The sequence below is a fragment of the Maribacter sp. genome (assembly GCF_039968975.1).
Taxonomy (GTDB): Bacteria; Bacteroidota; Bacteroidia; order Flavobacteriales; family Flavobacteriaceae; genus Maribacter.
Window position 1 is genome coordinate 1 of sequence record NZ_JBDVOT010000034.1, and the last position, 22,159, is coordinate 22,159.

The 22,159-nt window shown below is 35.7% G+C and carries 7 protein-coding genes; all 7 read right to left on the reverse strand.

Translation table 11 applies throughout. From position 1 onward, the window contains the following. The coding region (locus tag ABJI11_RS02030) for an Ig-like domain-containing protein (protein ID WP_348348953.1) at nt 1–9,172 on the reverse strand (9,172 nt) is incomplete at its 3' end. Nucleotides 9,173–9,225: 53 nt separating this feature from the next. Continuing rightward, complete coding sequence (locus ABJI11_RS02035; protein ID WP_348348955.1) at nt 9,226–9,948, reverse strand: hypothetical protein; 723 nt, start codon at nt 9,946–9,948, stop codon at nt 9,226–9,228. A gap of 1,068 nt (nt 9,949–11,016) precedes the next feature. Then, nucleotides 11,017–12,609, reverse strand: coding sequence for a solute:sodium symporter family transporter (locus ABJI11_RS02040; RefSeq protein WP_348348957.1), 1,593 nt, complete (start codon nt 12,607–12,609; stop codon nt 11,017–11,019). Nucleotides 12,610–12,641: 32 nt separating this feature from the next. After that, on the reverse strand, nt 12,642–14,153 hold the full coding sequence (gene araA / locus ABJI11_RS02045; protein ID WP_348348959.1) for an L-arabinose isomerase: 1,512 nt from the start codon (nt 14,151–14,153) through the stop codon (nt 12,642–12,644). Between the two features lie 17 nt (nt 14,154–14,170). After that, nucleotides 14,171–14,872 (reverse strand): L-ribulose-5-phosphate 4-epimerase, encoded by a 702-nt coding sequence (locus ABJI11_RS02050; protein WP_348348961.1) that lies wholly within the window; start codon nt 14,870–14,872, stop codon nt 14,171–14,173. Beyond that, a complete protein-coding gene (locus tag ABJI11_RS02055; RefSeq protein WP_348348963.1) occupies nt 14,873–16,546 on the reverse strand; it encodes a ribulokinase in 1,674 nt (557 codons plus the stop codon). Between the two features lie 247 nt (nt 16,547–16,793). After that, nucleotides 16,794–21,752 carry a T9SS type A sorting domain-containing protein gene (locus tag ABJI11_RS02060; protein WP_348348965.1) on the reverse strand — a complete coding sequence of 1,653 codons (4,959 nt, stop codon included), beginning with the start codon at nt 21,750–21,752 and terminating at the stop codon, nt 16,794–16,796. Between the last annotated feature and the right edge of the window lie 407 nt (nt 21,753–22,159).

Sequence of the window (22,159 nt, forward strand, 5' to 3'; positions counted from 1 at the left end):
TTGCATCTAAAGCTTGTGCTTCCGTTGCTGTAATATCAAAAGTCCAAGCATTCCCTGAAACTACAGGAGAATAAGTTGTTCCGTTTAAGGTTACGGTTACAATCTGACCATCTTCTACATTGGTAGTTTCACCGGAAATAGCTACTGGACTATCATCTTCTGTTGCGTTGATGATATCATCCACCGCTACTACATCTATTGTGATAGTAGGATCAGTAATAATATGTTGAATATCACGGGTTGCCTGTGTTGCAGGGTTACCTGCTAAATCACTCACATCCGCAGTAATCGTTTCCGTTGCATCCAATGCTTGGGCTTCCGTAGCCGTGATATCGAAGGTCCAAGCATTCCCTGAAACCACAGGAGAATAGGTTGTTCCATTAAGAACGACCGTTGCGATTTGACCATCTTCTACATCCGTTGTTGTACCAGAAATAGTTACTGGACTATCATCTTCTGTTGCATTTATAATATCATCACCAGCTATAGTATTTACCGTAATAGTAGGAGCAGCGGTATCTACAGAATACACTTGTGTATCCGTTGCAGTTCCTGAGTTTCCAGCAGTATCTGTTGTAGTTACACTACCATCGACTGTTGAATCTGAATCCGCAGCAAGTTTGCTACCAGGTACATCAATACTATAATCACCTGCAGCATCGACAGTTCCTGTGTAATTAGTTCCGTCAACTGTTAAAGTAACAGTATCACCATCGTTGAAATCACCAGTTACGGTTCCTGTAACTGCTACATCTGCAGTAGCTTCTGTTGCATTTAGGATGTTATCCGCAGTGATATCGTCAATTGCTAATACAGGTACTGGCGCAGTTGTAATATGTTGAATATCTCTAGTTACTTGTGTTGCAGGATTACCTGCTAAATCACTCACATCTGCAGTAATGGTTTCTGTAGCATCTAAAGCTTGCGCATCTGCCGCAGGAATATCTAAAGTCCATGTATTTCCAGAGACAGAAGCTGTATACGTTTCTCCGTTTAGAGTAACCGTTACGGTTTGTCCATCTTCCACATTGGTAGTTGTACCGGAAATGGTCACTGGACTATCATCTTCCGTTGCATTTATAATATCATCTACAGCTACAACATTAATAGCAATAGTAGGGGCAGCAGTATCTACGGAATACACTTGCGTATCCGTTGCAGTTCCTGAGTTTCCAGCAGTATCTGTTGTAGTTACACTACCATCGACTGTTGAATCTGGGTCGGCTGTAAGTTTACTTCCTGGTACATCAATACTATAGTCACCGGCAGCATCAACAGTTCCTGTGTAATCGGTACCGTCAACGGTCAAGGTTACGGTGTCTCCATCGTTGAAGTCTCCTGTTACGGTTCCCGTTACCGCTACATTGGCAGCAGCTTCCGCTGCGTTTAGAATGTTGTCCGAAGTAATGTCGTCTATTGTTAATACCGGTACCGGAAGCGTAGTTATATGTTGAATATCACGCGTTGCTTGTGTTGCTGACGTTCCTAAGCTATTAGTGACATCTGCAGTTATGGTTTCCGTAGCATCTAAAGCTTGTGCTTCCGTAGCCGTGATATCGAAGGTCCAAGCATTCCCTGAAACTACAGGAGAATAGGTCGTTCCATTAAGAACCACTGTTGCTACTTGTCCATCTTCTACATTGGTAGTTGTACCACTTATAGTTACTGGACTATCATCTTCCGTTGCGTTGATGATATCATCTACAGCGACTACATTAATTGCTATTGTAGGTGTTGCTACTACGGTTACATTTACAGTGGCTGTAGATGTATCGTTATTTGCATCGGTAATAGTATAAGTAAACGAATCAGCTCCACTATAACTTGCTGCGGGAGTAAACAATACTTTATCATCGGTTGGGTCAAGAGAAGTTCCATTATCATCTACAGAAACAGTACCTCCGTTAGTTGTTGTTGTGCTAGGAAGTGTAATTGACCCTGCATTTGGACCATCAGCGCCAAAACTATCAGCGCCATTATCATTATCCGCAAGAACATCTAAACTATTATTACTGCTGTCTTGAGGAACTGAAACGGCATCATCTTGAGCAGTTGGTAAACTATTAGCTGCAACAGTTATCGTTACTGTAGCTATATCACAATTGGTAGAGTCTGTAGCATCACAAATTTGATAATCTACAGTATAAATCCCTTCATTTGTATTACTAGCAACATCTACAGATCCATCACCATTAACCGTTAAAGGACCATTCGTAACTGGAGTAATTGTTACGCTTGTAGGATTTAGAATTGCTCCGTTTAATTCATCATTATCAAGTACATTTATAACATCTGTTACTCCTGTAAAACCTTCTACAGTCGTAAGTGCCCCAGTATCATTTATTGCATCCACATTATTAATTACCGTTAACGTAGCTTGCGCTTCTTCTGGACATGCGTTATTGGTTTGACTTACCAATACTTTGTAAATATTTCCGTCCATTATTAGGGTGACATCGGATACAGTTAAACTAGCATTTGTAGCTCCTGCAATATCTGAGAAAGTAGAACCGGAGTTTGTACTCACTTGCCATTGATACGTTAGTTCTGAATCAGAATTTGTATCATAGTTAGGTGTACCAGTCGTATGTATAGAAGCCTCTAAACCAGATGCGGCAACTACAAATGTAGCATCATCCCCAACGCGCTCTTCTTGGTCTGAAGGAGCAGTGTCAATACTAGTTTGTGAAGCTGTTGTTACACCTGTATTAGTACCAGTATAAGCAGTTGTTACTCCTGTTACTTTGCCATCTCCATCATATCCTGAACCATCAACTTCTCCATCATTATCGCTATCTGTATGACCAGCTTCTACAGCGTCATTACAACCATCGTTATCGCTATCTGTATCTATATTATTGGCTAAACCATCGTCATCCGTATCTAAACAACCAACAGGTATAAAGGCAAAACCTTCATTTCTCGTTAATACACTAGAAACTGTATTGTAATCTATGTCGTATGGATAGGTAACGCCTTCTAAGTCTAAATCTATATACCATTCAGAATCTCTTACTGCGCTACCGCCAGTATCATAATCTAAAACAGTACCAGATGTAATTATTGCACCATCGGCATAATTTAGTATTTCATTTAGTGGGTCATTAAGAACAGCGACATTACCTCCTGCCCATGAAAGAGTAATTTCTTTGGTTGCATTTTGAGCACCATAAGTAGAACTTGGGGCATTATTACCAATTCTTAATGATAGTAATTTTCCATATTCTGCTTCTTGTAAAGTAAGAGTCATGTCAAAGACACTACCTGGGTTTACAAAACCTTCGTCCCAATTGACCAAAAGACCATCTGTAACTCCTGCTGTATACACATAAAGCTCTACTGGTGCCGGGGTTCCTAAAGGAATTTCTACTTGAGATGGAGATGTTAATGTAAAGTCCGTAGTCATTAAACCTGCTTCATAAGAACCAGTAATTGTATTTGTTCCTTCTCCTGCAGTACCGGTTGCCAATAATGGCACGCCACATTCATTTATATCTAAAATACCATCATTATCATCATCTTCATCACAGAAATCACCTATTAAATCACCATCCGTATCTGTATACGAAGGATGAGAAGGATCACATTGATCACATGCAGCTGCTTGTTGGGTATCATCTATTGAAGTTCCAATATTTTGAGAAGAACCTCCCGGTATTCCTGCTGCGTCAACGGTAGCGGTCAGTCTTGATTCTGAATCTATATCGGCATACGTATAACTTCCGTCTCCTTCTAGAGCATCGGGACAACCATCGTTGTCACTATCCGTATCTAAATGATTAGCAATACCATCATCATCAGAATCTGTTGCAGGACACAACCTAAAAATAACCACACTTGCTGTATCTAAAGTATAGAACTCCACAAAGGATGCATAACCATCCGACTCCCATATTTCTGTACCTGCATTATTATCTGCAGAAGAAGCGTCTCTTTCTACATAATATTCTGTTCCTTGGTTGTAATGTGTAAACCCTGTATTTAGTGTGCCTGTAAAATTGAACTTTTCTCCGTTAGAACGAATTCCCTCTCTACTACCCACGGTAGTTAACCCTGAACCATGGTCAATTCGAATTCTAGATGGGATTGTTCCAGAAATTGCTATTGAAGAGGCAGGATTAGACCCTGAAGTATTCCAAGAAGAACCTGTGCTATTTACATAAGCATCTGTAAGCGTTAGTATTACTGATCCCGTACTTAAACCAAATAAGCTACTTACATCATGTACTGCACTTGCAATTATTTCATTACCGGTATAGCCTAAATCGCTAGGTCTAACTACTGTGTAGCCTGTACAGGTATCTTCATCTGTATCTAAAATACCATCATTATCATCATCATCATCACAATAGTCTGCAATGTTATCACCATCACTATCTACATACGATGGGTGAGAAGCATCACATTGGTCACAAGCATCGGCTTGCTGTCCAGCATCAAGTGATGTACCTGCACCTTGCGAAGTACCACCAGGAATACCAGAACCGTCTACTGCGGCAGTTAATCTTGACTCAGAATCTATATCTGCATAGGTATAAGAGCCATCTCCTTCTAAAGCATCCGGGCAACCATCGTTATCACTATCTACGTCTAAATAATCAGGTATTCCATCCGTATCTGTATCTGGACAAATTGGAAACTCCATTCCAAAAACTCCTCCTCTGTTTCCTGAAGAATTGTCTGTACCAAATACACCATGTTTAATTCTAAATGTTCCGGTGTTTTCATATCTAGCAGCAACAGAATATATTGGATTATCTGCTGGACTACCAGCATCTCCAATACTAAAATCACTTAGACCATAAACAATAGAACCATCACTTAGTGTATACTGTGAAATTTTTGATCCTAAAGAGTAAACAACACCAGCACTATCAAACCCACCTATGTCAGTATAACCTCCACCTGAGGCAGAAGCATTATCTAAATCAAACAAAGTAAAATTAAGCTCTGGAAAAATTCGAATAATCCCATTAGGATTTGCTCCACTAATAGATCCCGATTCAATAATTGACATTTCAACTTCAAAATATTCTTCATCAGAAGGAACTCCTGAATTTAATTTATAACTTGAATCTTCAAATTTTACAATTGAGGACGAACCATTTTTATTAATATTTATTATTTCAGCTCTTAAACTATAAGTAACCGATGTATAAGGATCTATAAAATAATTATCTTTAATTAAAACATCTCCTACTGCAAGATTCAAAATATTTGCTCCATTTAAAGCTACCCAAAAATCTCCATCTGTATTTGTTAAACTGATTGAAGAACATTCAACATCATCTAAAATACCATCATTGTCATCATCATCATCGCAATCATCAAAAATACCATCATTATCACTGTCTACAGTACCACATGATGCTACAGATCCATCGTCTCTATAATCTACTTCAGGTGTACCCGGATCATTAACATTTGGTAATGCAGTGGGATCATCAATAGTACCATTAGGGTCTGAGTAATCTGTTGTTGCATCTGTATTATCATCTAAACCATCTTCATCTGTATCTGTACCAGCTAATGTAAGCCCGGCTTCTGTAGTATCATCATCACCTTCGTTATCAGCATCTAAATCTAAATAATCTGGCGTATCTGCACCGTCTGTGTTTACAGGGTCCAGCCCTCCTAAATAGGCGCTATTAACCCCTTTATTTGTTTCGTATGTTGCTACATTATCTGCAATTGGAGCTATATAACCCGCTGTAGTCTGCGCTTCAATATTATCTGGTAATCCGTCACCGTCACTATCTAAATCTAAAAAGTCTGGAATAGTATCTGGTGTTGTTTCTGAGTCTGCAAGAGTATAATTAACAGTACCTGCATCTTCATTTCCAACGCCCTGAACTGCATCTGGAACACCGTCAGCACCAACAGCACCATCTAATTGACCATTGGTATGTGCTGCATTATGACCTGCTTCTACCGCGTCATAAATACCATCATTATCAGAATCTAGATCTAAATAATTTGGCACGCCATCACCATCTGCATCACATGAAGCTTTAACCGAAGTTATGAATTGAACATCATCAAAACGAACACGATTAAAAGCATCTGTATTTTGTTCATCATAGAAATAAAATCTAAAATAATAAGGTGTTCCGCCTTGTAAAGTAAGGTTAGATACGCTTTGAGGTAATGATATATAATCACCAGCTATCATCTGTGGAATTTGAATATCTTGAAATAATAATGTTGGATTAGAAAATGCAGCATCAGTACTATATTCAATTGCCATTTTAAAAAGACCTGCAGTTTCAGCAGGGTCTCCTGACGAATTTGTAAAGAAACCTAATTGTAATACGTTTAAAGTTAAAATTTCAGTAGGTTCAAAAGATAATTCTGCATAATCATTACCACTTTTTGCATTTGCAAAGTTAGCTTCACCAGCATTTCTTAATAAATAGGTATAATTATTATTATCTATAGTTTCATCTATTCCTGATCCAAATATAATATCTGGGTAGTTTGTAAAATATACTTCATCACCAGGATTAAATGTAGCGCTGTCAGAGTTTCCTGAATCACCATTGTGTGTCCATTCTATTTGTGCACCTGTACAGTTAGTAGCTTCATCAGCATCTAAAATACCATCGTTATCACTATCTAAATCATCTACATCTAAAATACCATCATTATCATAGTCAGGGCCAGCCGGGCCTCCACAAGCAACTGAATTATTACTATCTGTTACATTTGGTGATGTACCTGTATACCCATCACTACCTTCTACGGCTCCCCATGTGGCATACCCAGTACCATCTACTTCGCCATCTTCATCAGCATCTGTAAAACCTGCTTCTTTAGCATCGGTACATGCATCACCATCAGAGTCTTGGTTTAAATAGTCTGGTGTTCCAGGTGTTGTTTGTGTTGGTGTTAAGGCTGTGCCAGAGCAGTCTGTTGATCCAGAAAAACTAACTTCAATACCAAAAATTTGAACATTTTCCCAATAGGTTGATACTTGTATATATTGCGTATCTGCATTAGTTGTATATGTAAATGAATTGATAGTACTACTAGATACAGAATAATCAGAAATTTTAGATCCTATCTGATTACCACTAGCATCTGTTTGATGTATTTGCCCACCTTGAGTACCTCCTGTAGCATGTGCCATATACAAGGTAAATGATGTTCCTGATGGAACTAAAGTTCCTAAATCTAGAACTAATTCAGAAGTATTTACACCAGAAACAGCAGCACCTGTATCTGATGTTCCAGTTGCACCAATTGCATTATTAGGTGTTGTAAATGAATTTTGCACAACATTTGCACCTACAGCATTTATTGGTCCTGCAGAAGTTGCTTGGCAACTACTATCATAAATATCTGCTAAACCATCATTATCTAAATCATCTGTATTATCAACTACTCCATTATTATCAGCATCGGTACCACCTGCTTCTACAATATCATAAATACCGTCATTATCTGAATCTAAATCTTGAGAATTAGGTATACCATCGCCATCAAAATCACATGCAGCAGCTCCGCCAGAAAGTATGGTTGGTATTAATGAAATATCATCTAATGCCAAATCATTACCACAACCGCCTGTATTATTATTAATTAAAACAACTTCAATGTTGGTAGAAGTGCCTGTGTTGAATTCGAAATTATAATTTTGCCAATTTCCTGTTCTAGCAATATCGCCAGTATCATAACTGGCAATTACGGCACTAGCATTGTCTAAATCTCTAATTTCATATTTTACGTTAGGTAAAATAAAACCGTCAGGTTCCGACTCGCAAAAAGTTTGGTTACCTTCACTATTGGCATTTACCAACCATGCCGAAAATTTGTATGTTGTGTTTTGGCTTACAGCAACTGTTCTATTATAAAAATCTCCTGGATCAAAACTTGCATTTACCACCATCATATATCCTGAACCCGTAGTATGATCCCCTAAATCTGCCTGCCAACTACCTTCTGGTTCGTTAGCACGTGTAGCAATAGCATAATCTCCATCATTTAAGGCATTTGGGAAATTTGCGAAAGCAGCAATGTCTCCTCTATAATTATATGTTGTATACCCGGCCGGTAATGCACCACCAGGATAAGACCCTGTGCCAAAATCTTCATAAAAGGTAGCACATGATATGTTTTCTAGGTCATCTGGTATACCATCATTATCATCATCAGTATCGTTGTCGTTTGATAGATTATCACCATCTATATTTTCTGGACTACCAGACATTGTCCAAGGAGAAAATTCGTTTACACCGAGTATCGTTACTGTATTATTTGTTCTACTTATACTACTTGCTCCTTTTTTTTCCCATGCACTAGCTACAGAGTTATACCTATAGGAAGAAAGATTATTTTCTCCATTTGCCGCTATATCACCATCAGCATAGGTAAAGGTAAGATTAGCTGTACCACTGCCTGACTTATCTATTTGCCAAAATCTATTTAAAGATGATGTGCTTATACTTTCTCCTGTGGTAGTATTCATATTACCAACAGATTCCGGCAGGGTTGGTAAAGGGGTCATGTTTAATCCCGTTGGGTAAGTAGATACTGTTATTTGCCCTAAATCACCACTTGCTCTTTCTATACTTAAAGGGATAAAATCTCCTGACTGAGATCCAAATGGTATGGTATATGCTCCTCCAGTTGCAGAAGTCTGCCATAATACTTTGCTTTCATTTAAAACATTTTCACTAATTAAATATCCTTCGTTCGTAATTAATGCACCAATTAAAGAATTGGTAATTTGTAAGGTGTTGGAGTTAAGATCTAAACTTACATCTTTAAGATCTAATATCCCTAAATTAGTACCAGATATAGAACCACCAACTATAGTATTGACTTCTAAAGTAGCTTCATCAACTTCTAAAATTAAATTGTAGAATAAGGTAGTGTTGCCGCCGCCAATAGTTGTAATATCAGTTGTTTTTGTGAGGGTAACCATCCCTTCAGAGTCCTCTGTAAAAACTTGATTTCCAGCATTATTGTTAAGCCAATTACCGTCCACGCTGATATGAGATTCATTCTTTACCTCAGCATCACCGGTAATAGTCAAATCACCTTCGTCAACCCGAATTGAAGCTCCTGAAGTTATTGAAATATCGGCGCCGGAAATATGCAAACCATTTTGAGCCGAAAGTGTAAATAGATTTAACGTTAAAAGTAAGCCAAGAAAGACGTTGGTTTTCATAATAGAATTGTTATGAGTAAAAGAGAAATAATGGTGGTAAAGCGGTAATAATTTTATCTAATTTCAATCATTACAAGACCAAGACCAGCTTGCGTAATTATACCGCCAGATGCTTGACCTACTAAACGTAATTGAACATCTTGTTTAGCAATAGCATCAATTTCTGTCCAAGGGGTAACTATTAAACCATCTACAGAAATTGATAAAGCAGGTCCAAAACTACTGCTTTTCACATAGGTCCATGTAGTTCCACCATCAGTTGAATATTGTAACGCAATTGTTAACTCTCCTCCTAAGCCTAATGTAAGACCAGTAACATTTGCTACAATTCTAATTTCATTGGCATCCGTTAGATCCATTTGAAAACGATGAATATCTAATCCTAAAAATTCAGTTAAGGATAAATTATCTATGTTTAACCAAAAAGTTGGAGCAATACCACTTAATACTGTGATTACAGTACCTGCTGTTTGATTGTATAACTTATATGGGGCACCGCCCATAAACATCATGCTGTTTCCTAAATCAGAATTAAAAACCATTAGTCCATCTGCCGGACTTACTAGCGATGAAATTTCTGCCGTGGTCATACGTGGTATTAACAAACCACCTGTGGTAGATTGTATATCAAGCGCTGCTGAAGGATCAGGAGTTAAAGTATTAATCCCAACTGATTGTGCATTACTTACATTAAATAGTAAAATAAAAAGCACAACTACAAAAGCATTTTTTTTAGTCCACAACAGACCGATAACAGATAGTTTAGTTGATTTCATGTCAATTATTATTTATAAGATAAATTTTTATTAAATATAGTTAATCACTTTCCGTAATTGTAAGAAAAAACTACAATTAATTTGAAATCAAAAATGAACTAATTAATTGTATAATTAATATAAAATGTTGTCAAATTAAAAAAAGTTGTTGCGAACGTTTAATTTAGGCTTGTAAAATAATTTTTAAACTACTACCCTACAACACATTCTAAAATATCTCAAACTTTTACAACAAAGTTAACCTGTGGTCTATTATAATTTCAAAACATCATTTTATTGTAAGAAAATAATTTTTTTTGATGTAAGTATTTTGTAGGAATAAAGAAATATCAAATTACATTATGCAATAAAGCCTAAAATAACTTTGCCTTTAAAAAATAGTATTTGAGCTTTCTTGCTTTCTTTAAAAAAGTAGATAGCATAAAAATTACGTAGATTTCTAGCAAAGTATTAAAATCTAAATATTTATAAGTAATATTAGATTATAGATACTTTATTCAAAATTCTGTTTAATATGATTAAATAATCTATTGCATATTAATGTAATAGGCTTTTAATTAAGGTTAAACGCCACTAGCTCTATTGTAAACGAAAGCCATAATATTAATTTTGTTTCAATAACCAATTACAAAATTTGTGCATATTAGATATAGGTGACTTAGGTACTTTTACAGCTGATGATATTATGTAGTAAAACTATAGCTGATGATACTGGAGTAACCGTACCAAATTTAATTCAGCTTTACTTTTTCATAATATAGTAATGAACTAGACGATTATGTACCTAACTTTTCTTCAGACGGATTTGGCTTGAACAATATAGTTAACAACAAATTACTTTATGGTACATCAGCATATAATATAATTATGTAATAGTGTAGCTTGATGACGAAGACCGGTAAACTAAAAAAGAATTTAAAATAGAAGTACAATCGAAAAAGAAGACTTGTCAACTTTTAGTATTTCGTTTTAATAAATAATTGATTTAAAATTGATAGAAAAAGCTAATTGAATCTTATTCAGATTACAAAAAAATTAAATAATAGAATAGAAACATTATATACAAATTTAGTTAGCAAAATATATATAAATTAATAATACTATAATACAAACAGTATACCCTACAGGTTTTAGATACTTCCAGTTTTGAATATCAACTTGTTTGGTATATACTTGAACGTAGTCAGTTTCCCTTGGTTTAAAGTAACTTACCATAAACATAATTATTAATGCTAAAGCGAATATTATACCCATTAGGTGTAAAAAGTGAGGAAAATAAGTGCCGTTCTCTATACTGATAGGTCTAACAACATACAATGCAACCAAGTACGTTATTACACTAAACAAAATTGCCATATTTGCTCCCCTAGCGGTAACACGTTTAGAGAAAATACCAACAATTACGATCGCTAAAATTGGCACACTATGCGTACCGTTCAACTCTTGTAAATAAGTGAAAATTCCACCTTGCACGCCATATAAAAGGGGCGCTATAGCCATAGAGAATATAGCTAAAAACGCTCCAAAAATTTTTCCTGCTTTTACAATTTTTACGTCAGAAGCGGTCTTATCAATATATTGCTTGTAGAAATCTAATCCAAATAACGTTACAGAACTATTTAAGGCACTATTGAACGAACTTAGAATAGCCCCGAAAAGAACAGCTGCAAAAAAGCCGACAAATGCCGTTGGCAGTATTCTTTTTACCAACATAGGGTAAGCTTCATCTGCATTTGCCAAATCACCTTTAAAAATATAAAAGGCAATAATACCTGGTAATACCACTATAATTGGTCCTAGAATTTTTAAAAAGGCAGCTAACAAAAGACCTTTTTGACCTTCTTTTAAATTTTTAGCCCCAAGCGCTCTTTGTATAATTGCTTGGTTAGTACCCCAATAATAAAAATTTACAATTATCATACCTGTAAATATGGTCCAAAAAGGCACATCAGAATCAGGGCCGCCAATAATATCAAATTTATCAGGAAGTGCAGTAGTCAATGTATTTAACCCAGTAAATACATTACCATCACCAATATACATTAAACCAAAAACAGGTATAAGTGTACCACCAATAATTAAACCAACAGCATTAATTGAATCTGACACAGCTACTGCTCGTAAACCGCCAAAAATAGCATAGACACTACCTATTAAACCAATAGACCAAACCGTTATCCAAAGTGCTTGTTCCGGTCCTACACCTAAAGCCTCAGGAATATCAAACATTGTATTAATCGCTAATGCACCAGAGTATAAAACCGTTGGCAGCATTGAAATTGCGTACCCTAACAAAAATAACAATGAAACTATGGTTTTAGTAGATTTACTATATCTATTTTCTAAAAATTGAGGTATTGTGGCTATCCCACTTTTTAAATATTTAGGTAGTAAAACAAAAGCGGTAAACACCATTGCAACAGCAGCTAAAACTTCATACGCAACAATTGGCAATCCGTCTCTAAAAGACACACCATTTACTCCCACAATCTGTTCCGTAGAAAGGTTTGTCAATAATAATGAACCAGCAATAATCGGCCCTGTTAAACTTCTTCCACCTAAGAAATAACCATCAGAGGATTTTTCATCTGTTTTACGTGTTGATACATACGCTATTATAGCTACTAATAATGTAAATCCTATAAATGAAATAATCCCCATAATTTATTTGTTCTTAGTGAATTTCATATTTATTAAAATCTATGTTGAAACATTTGATAGAATGCTTCGTTGGCATTAATTCTATCTTTAAAATCCCGAACGGTAGTTTGCTCGTCTATTACAAGTAATTCTATTCCTGCTATGTCCGCAAAATCTTCCATATACTCTACATTAAGATTTTGACAATACACTGTATGATGTGCTCCACCTGCCAAAATCCAAGCCGTTGCCGCAGTTTCCAAATTTGGTTTGGCATCCCATAATACTCTTGCAACAGGTAAATTAGGTAAATCTTCGCCAGGTTTTACAGCCTCTACTTCATTAACCACTAATCTAAATCTATTACCCATATCTACCAATGAGACATTCATAGCACTACCAGTTGCTGTATTAAACACCAATCTAGCAGGATCTTCTTTACCCCCTATCCCCAAAGGATGTACTTGACAAGAAGGTTTATGCTCATCTGCTATAGACGGACAAATTTCTAACATATGCGAACCTAAAACGTATGATCCTTGTGGGGTAAAGTGATATGTGTAGTCTTCCATAAACGATATACCACCATCTAAACCTGTATTCATAACTTTTAAAGCCCTAACCATAGCGGCAGTTTTCCAATCGCCTTCTCCTCCAAATCCATATCCATCTGCCATTAATCTCTGCACGGCAAGACCCGGTAGTTGCTTTAGTTCTCCAAGATTTTCGAAAGTATCAGTGAAGGCTTTAAAATCGCCTTCTTCCAAAAATTTACGTAAGCCTAACTCTATTTTGGCAGCGTTAATTAATGATTCTCTTTGATCACCTCCATGTTTAAGAGATGCTGTTAATTCATAACTATCCTCATAAACAGCCAGTAATTCGTTTAATTCGCTGTCCGTTACTTTGTTAATATGCTTAACAATATCAGAAGAATCATAGCCATTTACAGAAAACCCAAATCTCATTTGAGCATCTACCTTATCACCTTCGGTTACTGCTACTCCACGCATATTATCGCCAATTCTAGCAACCTTTAAATTTTGCAGTTCGTCCCAACCTAAAACAACTCTAGACCAGATGGCTAATTTCTTCTGAACTCTTTCATCTTGCCAATGACCTACAACAACCTTTCGTTTTTTACGCATTCTGGTCATCATAAAACCAAACTCCCTATCTCCATGCGCAGATTGATTTAGATTCATAAAATCCATATCAATTGATTTCCAAGGAATTTCAGCATTAAACTGTGTATGTAAATGACAAAGTGGTTTATTTAAAATAGTTAACCCTTTTATCCACATTTTCGCAGGTGAAAAAGTATGCATCCATGTAATTATACCGATACAGTTTTTTGACATATTAGCCTCTTGGCAAACCGCTGTAATTTCATCTGAAGTTTTTACTGTTGGCTTATAAACTATGGTAATAGGTATAAGGGACGATGTGTTAAAACCTTTTACAATTTCCTGTGAATTTTCGGCTACTTGTTTCAATGTATTATCACCGTACAAATGCTGGCTACCTGTAACGAACCATATTTCTTTTTTAGAAGTATCTATCATCTTAAATTATCTATCCTTTATTGACCGTAATAAGCAGTACTACCATGCTTACGATCGTAATGCTTTTTAATTAATGAATCTTTTAGCTTAGGTGCTTGGGGATTTATCTGTAATGTTAACGTTGCCATTTGGGCCACCGTTTCTAACACTTTACTATTATAAACAGCTTTTGCTGCATCATTGCCCCATGTAAAAGGACCATGATTGCTAATTAAAACCATTTCCACTTCTGTATGCGAAAGCCCTTTTTCTTTGAAACAATCTACAATTTGAACACCAGTATTGTGTTCATAATTTCCACTAATAAGATCATCGCTCATTGGCACAGCACACGGAATATCTGTTGTTAAATGATCTGCATGTGTTGTTCCAAAAATGGGGATATCTTTTTGTGCTTGAGCCCAGGCTACCGAATACATAGCGTGTGTATGTGCAATACCACCTATATCATCCCATTTTTTGTATAAATAGGCATGTGTTTTAGTATCTGATGATGGTCTTAGTTCCCCCTCAATTATGTTATTATCAAAATCGACAATTACCATATCTTCAGGTTTCAATACTTTATAAGGTACACCGCTTGGCTTAATAGCAAAAACACCATTTTCACGATCAACTGCACTTACATTACCAAAAGTATAAATGACCAAACCCAGTTCATTTAGCTCCATATTTGCTTTATAGCATTCTAACTTTAGTGCATTATAGTCAACACTCATTTATTTGTTTTTTATACTATTTTCTATAAACGAACTTAGTTCGTCATAGGATTGCATCTGTTCTTTGTACATTGAAACTTTCTCTTCTTCAGGGTAATAAGTTGCTTCAAAATCGCTACCCATTTTCTCACTAGCTTTAATAACATCGGCATAAATTCCTGCAGCTACCGCAGCATATATAGCAGCACCTAATGCAGGTGCCTGATCTGAGGCTGCCACCTTAATAGGTTTGTTCAATACATTTGCCAATGTCTGCATTATAAAGGGCGATTTTCTTGCTACACCACCAATTCCAATAACACTATCTATGCGAATGCCTTCCTCTTCAAACCGCTCTACTATTTTTTTAGAGCCGAAACAAATAGCATTCACCAGAGCTTTGAATATGTGAGGAGCTTCTGTACCTAAAGATAAGTTAGAAATTGCTGCTTTTAATTCTTGATTTGCATCTGGAGTTCTTCTCCCATTAATCCAATCTAAAGCTGTTGGTATACTTTCATCAAGAGGAATTTTCTCTGCTTGGGCACTTATTTTTTTAATGAAATTAAGTTCTATTTCTTCTTTGAGTTCAGCTTTTTGAGCATCGGTAAGAATATTAGATGACAATACTAAATTATCAATTGGCCATAACAACATATCTTTAAACCATGCCAACACATCACCAAAAGCGGACTGACCAGCTTCTAAACCTTCTAAACCGGGAATAACTGAACCATCAACTTGGCCGCAAATACCTTTTACAGGATTATCTTCAACGAATTTCTTTGAAGAAACCATAACATCACAAGTTGAAGTACCCATAACCCTTACCAAAACATTCTCTTTAATCTTTGCTCCAAGAGCACCGGCATGAGCATCAAATGTGCCTACAGCTATAACCGTTTTGGTGGTAAGACCTAATTTTTTAGCCCATTCTTCACTTAGGTTTCCTGCAACCTGATTTGACGTATATGTCTCATCGAACAACCTATCTCTAAGTTTAGCCAAGTAGGGGTCTAATTGTTCTAAAAATTCTTTAGCAGGTAAACCATTCCATGATGTATGCCACATAGCTTTATGCCCCGCCGCACATCTACTTCGTTTGAATGATTTTAATTTTTTATCCCCTATAAGTAAATAGGTCATTACATCGCAATGTTCCATCCAGGAATATGCGGCATTTCTGACTAAATTATCTTCTCGGATTATATGTAAAATTTTTGCCCAAAACCATTCTGACGAATAAATTCCTCCTTCAAATTTGGTATAGTTTTCACCTCCCCAATTATTAGCTAAATTATTAATTTCATTGGCTTCTTTTATAGCTGTATGATCTTTCCATATCACCATCATTGCATTTGGGTTTTCTTCAAAACCTTTAGTTAATGCTAATGGTGTGCCTTGTTCATCAACAGGAATTGGCGAAGACCCTGTAGTATCTATGCAAATACCTTTTATAGACTCTGGTGCAAGGTTACTTTCCATTACTACGGATTTAATAACATCTTCTAGCCCCTCTATATGATCTAACGGATGTTGTCTAAATTGATTTATGGATGCATTACAGTACTTATTTTCTTTCCAACGGCAATACCAATGAACTTTTGACAATACCTCATGTCCGGTTTCCGCATCTATCAATACCGCTCTTACAGAGTCGGACCCATAATCTAAACCAATTACATAATTATTCAATTCTCTACTATTTTATAAAACCAAATATAATATATTATTAAGTGTTATTTACACATTTAAAATATAATGTATCATATATTCGTTCAACTTCTATAGCAATTCTTAAACATATTGATATTGAAACTGCACAAATACACCATATACGTTTAGTTTAAATTATTTAAATACTCCAGAAATACCATAAAAAAAGCCGCCCAAATTAATGGGCAGCTTTTCTACTATTAACTAAACTTACTCACTATTCTTTTTATTTTTTAATCAGCTTAGTTGTTTCTACTCTGTTTTTAAACTTAATTCTAACAAGATATAGACCTTTTTTGAACTGATTTGTCTTTATAGTATTGCTGATACCAAAAGAGCCTTTTTCATTTTTGACTCTTTTTACAAGCCTTCCATTATTCGAATAGAAATCGATAAATAAAGGTTCATCTACTGATGAACTATATTCATAATTTAAGTTATTCTTAAAAGGGTTAGGATAAAAATGTATTGCAATATCCTCTCCATTGTCGTTGTCGCCACTAGTAACACTATCACTTATGTTCGGCAACAAATAATCAGTAAAGATGAATCTACCCTTGCTACTAGCTATAGTTTTATTTCTAGAAACAGTACTTTCAGATAATCCTTCTACTGTCCAACCTAATTCATTAATAAACCAATTCTCATCTATTATTGAACTCTGATTACCCTTTCCATTTTTTGATTCTATCTTAATAACATTATCTATAATATTTTTTATATCGATAGTAGATTCAATAGCATCTGTTGAAAAACCATCACTTGAATTTCTTTGTAAAACGCTATTTGAAATAACAGCGTAGGTTACAATAACATCAGAAGATTCTGTTATTGTTCTTAATACTTGGTATGTTGACCCGTTAGATGTAAACTGACCTAGATTGTTATAACCATTGTCTTGCCCATTTCCATGTCCGTTGCCATTTCCATTGCCTTTTGAATAACTCTTTCCATTTATATTACCTTTGCCATGCCCGTTTCCCTTACCATTTCCATTGCCGTTCTCTAAGTTTCCTGAATTATCAAAAGCATACACTATAATGTCAGCTTTTTCACCGCTTAGGCCTCCTTCTTTAGTTAGTCTTGCAGTTAAGTTAACACTTGCTCTTCCACTACTCCCTGTATTCCAATTCCCTTTTAAGGTTGCAGTTAACGGTAAGTTGATTGTCTCAATTTTTGTAGGATAACCAACATCAGCGTTATCTGGATTACTTGAAGATTTTTGAATTTTTATTTCAAATCCTCTAGTATCATCACTTTCCACATTCTGATTCTCCCATTCAATCCAAGATAAAGAACTAACAGGGTCAAACTTCATTTGCAACGGACCTTCCCAACCATCAAAAATATTATAGTTTGTGGTATAGCCATATCCAAGATTTTGTTCAAAGAGTATATTTTGATTGTTGTCTGCTGAAAGTTGACCCCTATAAGTAATAGTTCCGTCGCCTTTATCAACAAATATTTGAGGTATTTTACTCAATGAAATGGGGTTCCATGAGTCTGCTTCAAACAAAACTGCCTGAATAACATTTGTATCTCCGGGCCAACCATTATCAACAACTAAATCTACACTAACAGTATCAGTACCAGCCTCAACATCAACCCAAATTTGACCTATTTTGTTACTAATAGTTGCATCTTCACCATCACGTACCTCAACCAAAATTCTACTAGCCTGTAGCACATTATACTCTACGTTCACTTGCTTTAAACTACCATTATTGATGGGATCCGAAGAAGTATCTACAATTTTTAACGTATTGCTATAAACCGGTGCACCACCAACTAAATCTGGAATGCTATAATTTTCGAATGTAAATCTGCCATGACTACTAGGTATAGGTTGATCGTCTGTATCTGTACTTGCTGATTGACCAACAACTGTCCACTCCAAACCATTTATCTGCCAATCTTCACTTATTGGAACTTGGGCACCTGAAAACTCAGATTCTTTTTGAATAATATTGTCAATGATATTTTTCATATCAATATTGGCAGTAATTAATTCATTTGTATAATCTGCTCTTGGATCTTTTTGTACTATTTCATCAGGAATTAAATTATAAGATGCCATTTCCCCAATATAACCTGGCAAGGTTCTTAATATCTGATATGTTAATCCATTATTAGCTGTAAACTCACCAATATTGTTGAAGCTATGATTACCATCAACATTTGCATCATCATATTTCTGTCTAAAGTTACCTGAGTTATCAAATGCGTGAACAATAATATCTACTCTATTTCCGCCCATATCCCCATTTTCGGTAACCCAAGCGGTCATATTAATTTGTCCTTTACCACCACTTCCATGACTCCAACGACCTTCTAATGTCGTTTCTAAGGGAAAGTTGATATCTTTCACGGCTGTTGGGTAACCCCTATCTTCAGTATCTTTCCACTCATGCCATGAGAATTTTTGAATTTTAATATCAAATTCCTTATGTCCGCCATTGACATCATTTTGATTTTCCCATTCTATCCATGATGGCGAGCCTAATGGTTCAAATTTCATTTGTAAAGGACCTTGCCATCCGTCAGCAATGTAATAATTGGTCCAATACCCATCACCTAAATCTTGCTGGAACAACTCATTTTGTTTATTGCCCGCTGTAGGTTGCCCTCTATATATTAATGTTCCGTCTCCTTTACCAACTAATAAATGTGGAACTTCTGCAACACTAATAGGCGTCCACGAATTACCTTCAAATAATAAGACCTGAATAAGATTCATATCTCCTGGGTTACCATCATCTACTACTAAATCTACAGCTACAGTATCTTCTCCTGCTTCTACGTCTACCCAAACTTGACCTATTTTACTACTATTTGCTGCATCTTCACTATCTCTAACCTCTACCAATATTCTACTAGCTTGACTAACGTTATATTTAATATTAACCTGCTTTAAACTTCCGTTATTAATTGGATCAGAAGAGGTATTTACTATTTCTAAACTATTGTTTCCATCAGATTCAGTGCTAGCCAATAAATCTGGAATAGTGTAATTCAATAATGTAAACTTGGCTTTACTGTCGCCCACATAATCACCACCAATAGTATCTCCAGAAGAACCAATAAATGTCCACTCTAAACCATGAATAAACCATTGGTTGTCAAGTGTAGGTGTTGTACTATTAGCATCAACAACTATTAATTTCTCTAAGATATCCTTCATATCTAAAGAAACATTGAAAGGTGCCGTATCAAAAGGAGTATCCCAATTACCCGCTCTTGGATTGTTAACGGGAACAATATTATATGTCGCTGCCTCTCCATAACCACCAGTATTTCTTTTTAATACATGATAAGCAATACCACCACTGCTAATTGTATCTAACGGTTCTAAACTATCATTTGGGTCTTCGGCATATCTTTGTGCAAGATTTCCAGAATTATCCCATGTATGGACAATAATATCACTTTTTGCATAGGAATTATTATTTAAATCACCACCACCATTATATAACCATGCAGTCATATTAAAAAATGTTCTTCCTTCACTGTTTGAAGACCATTGACCCGTATAGGTACAAGTTATTGGGTTTTCAACATCAGCAATTTTCGTAGGGTATCCACGACTTAACCCTTGCTCTTTCCAGTTGTGCCAAGAATATTTTTGTATTTTAATGTCAAATTCTGCATGTGTTTGTCCAGTTTCGAAACCATTATTATCCCAATCTACCCATGATTCTTGTTCTGCAGGACCAAACTTTGCCTGTATATCACCTATCCAACCATTATTTACAAACCAATTGGTGTAATATCCATTACCTAAATCTTCTTCAAAAAGAAGGTTTTGGCTATTATCGTAATTATAAGGTTGATCTCTGTATGTAATGGTACCGTCACCTTTACCAACTAATAAATGTGGAGCTTCTGCAATACTAATAGGAGTCCATGAATTACCTTCAAACAATACCGCCTGTATACGGTTGGTCGCCTTCGGATTACCACTATTAACTATTAAATCAACACCAACGGTGTTTGTACCTGCCTGAACATCTACCCATACTTGCCCAATTTTATTACTTCCAGCAGCTATTTCGCTATCACGAACTTCAACTAAAATTCTACTAGCTTGCAATAAATTATAACTAATGTTAACACGTCTAATTGTACCGTTATTAATAGGATCCATAGATGTATTCACAATATCTAAAGTGTTGTCTCCTGTAGGCGGGGTAAATTCCTCTACAGTAACTCCAGGAGCATTATCTTCAGATAAACCAGCCCAAGTAGTCGATAATAATTGTGCTTGTATACTATAATCAGCACCAGCAGCATCAGGAGCTAAAACACTTATATTTATTGAATTAGAATCTGCAGTCACCATTTCTACTCCTTGGCCTAAATTATCTCCCGTAGGACTTTTAAACCGAACAAGCACATAAGCAGTATCAATAGCCTTGGTATAATTAATATTTATGTCAACCATTTGCTCTACCGTAATTGTCGCTGGCGGGTCAATAATTGTAATGGAATTATTCAAAACCGGAGTATTATCTTCTACTGTAACCTCTTCTACTTCGTCATTAGCCAATCCCGCCCAAGTTGGTGATAATAATTGAGCTTGTAGACTATAATTAGCACCTGCAGTTTCAGGTGCCAATACAGATAATAATACCGTATCTAAATCTGAAGTTACTGTAGCTAGCGACTGTCCTAAATTATCACCGGCGGGACTCTTAAAACGTATTAAAGCATAAGCTGTATCTACAACCTTGGAGTAACTAACATTAATACCAATCATTTCATCTGCAGATACCGTAGTTGGTGGATCTATAATTGAAATAGTATTTTCCAAAATCGGTGCATCACCTTCAACAGTTACCCCTATAAACTCGTCATTTGCTAAACCTGCCCAAGTTCCCAAAGCTAAAATCTGCGCCTGTAAACTATAATTGTTACCCGCTGCATCCGGGGCTTGAACACTTAACAGAACTGTATCTGAATTTGCCATAACCGTAGTTAACGCTTGACCCAAATTATCACCAGTTGGACTTTTAAACCTAATTAGAACGTAAGCCGTATCAACTACTTTAGTGTAATTCACATTGACATCTACCGTTTGATTTGCCGTTACAGTGGTAGGGGGATTTATAATGGCAACGGTGTTTTGCCCTTGCAGGAAACCTGAAAAGGCTATTGCAAAAAGAAATAAGAGTAGTTTTGTTTTCATAATTGTTGGTTTTGAGAGGTTTATTTTTATTTCCCTATATATTTCAAGAACATTATTCTAATCACGAGTCTCTGAACTGATCTCACAAAAGGCAATTCATAGTATTCTAATACCGTTATATTTTTTAATGTATATTTTACACTTAATAAAATTTACATAAAAAATTTACATAATACACCATATGTGCAAAATGTAAACAACTATATATCTAGAGGTATGGTTCTTAAAAACTATAATTAAATTATCATGTAAAAAGAATCAAACAAATCCATTACTATCTATTTCATTATAATTGATTAATTCCATTTTTTCACAAATCATTAAAATACCCTTTAATAATTATAAGTTTTTAAGACTACAGATACTTAATATGCATAAATATAGCCAATAATATGTTATAAGTGTAT

Excerpts from the sequence above, each read along its gene's own strand:
- ABJI11_RS02035 (WP_348348955.1), bottom strand. The coding sequence starts at position 9,948 with ATGAAATCAACTAAACTATCTGTTATCGGTCTGTTGTGGACTAAAAAA.
- ABJI11_RS02040 (WP_348348957.1), bottom strand. The coding sequence starts at position 12,609 with ATGGGGATTATTTCATTTATAGGATTTACATTATTAGTAGCTATAATA.
- araA (WP_348348959.1), bottom strand. The coding sequence starts at position 14,153 with ATGATAGATACTTCTAAAAAAGAAATATGGTTCGTTACAGGTAGCCAG.
- ABJI11_RS02050 (WP_348348961.1), bottom strand. The coding sequence starts at position 14,872 with ATGAGTGTTGACTATAATGCACTAAAGTTAGAATGCTATAAAGCAAAT.
- ABJI11_RS02060 (WP_348348965.1), bottom strand. The coding sequence starts at position 21,752 with ATGAAAACAAAACTACTCTTATTTCTTTTTGCAATAGCCTTTTCAGGT.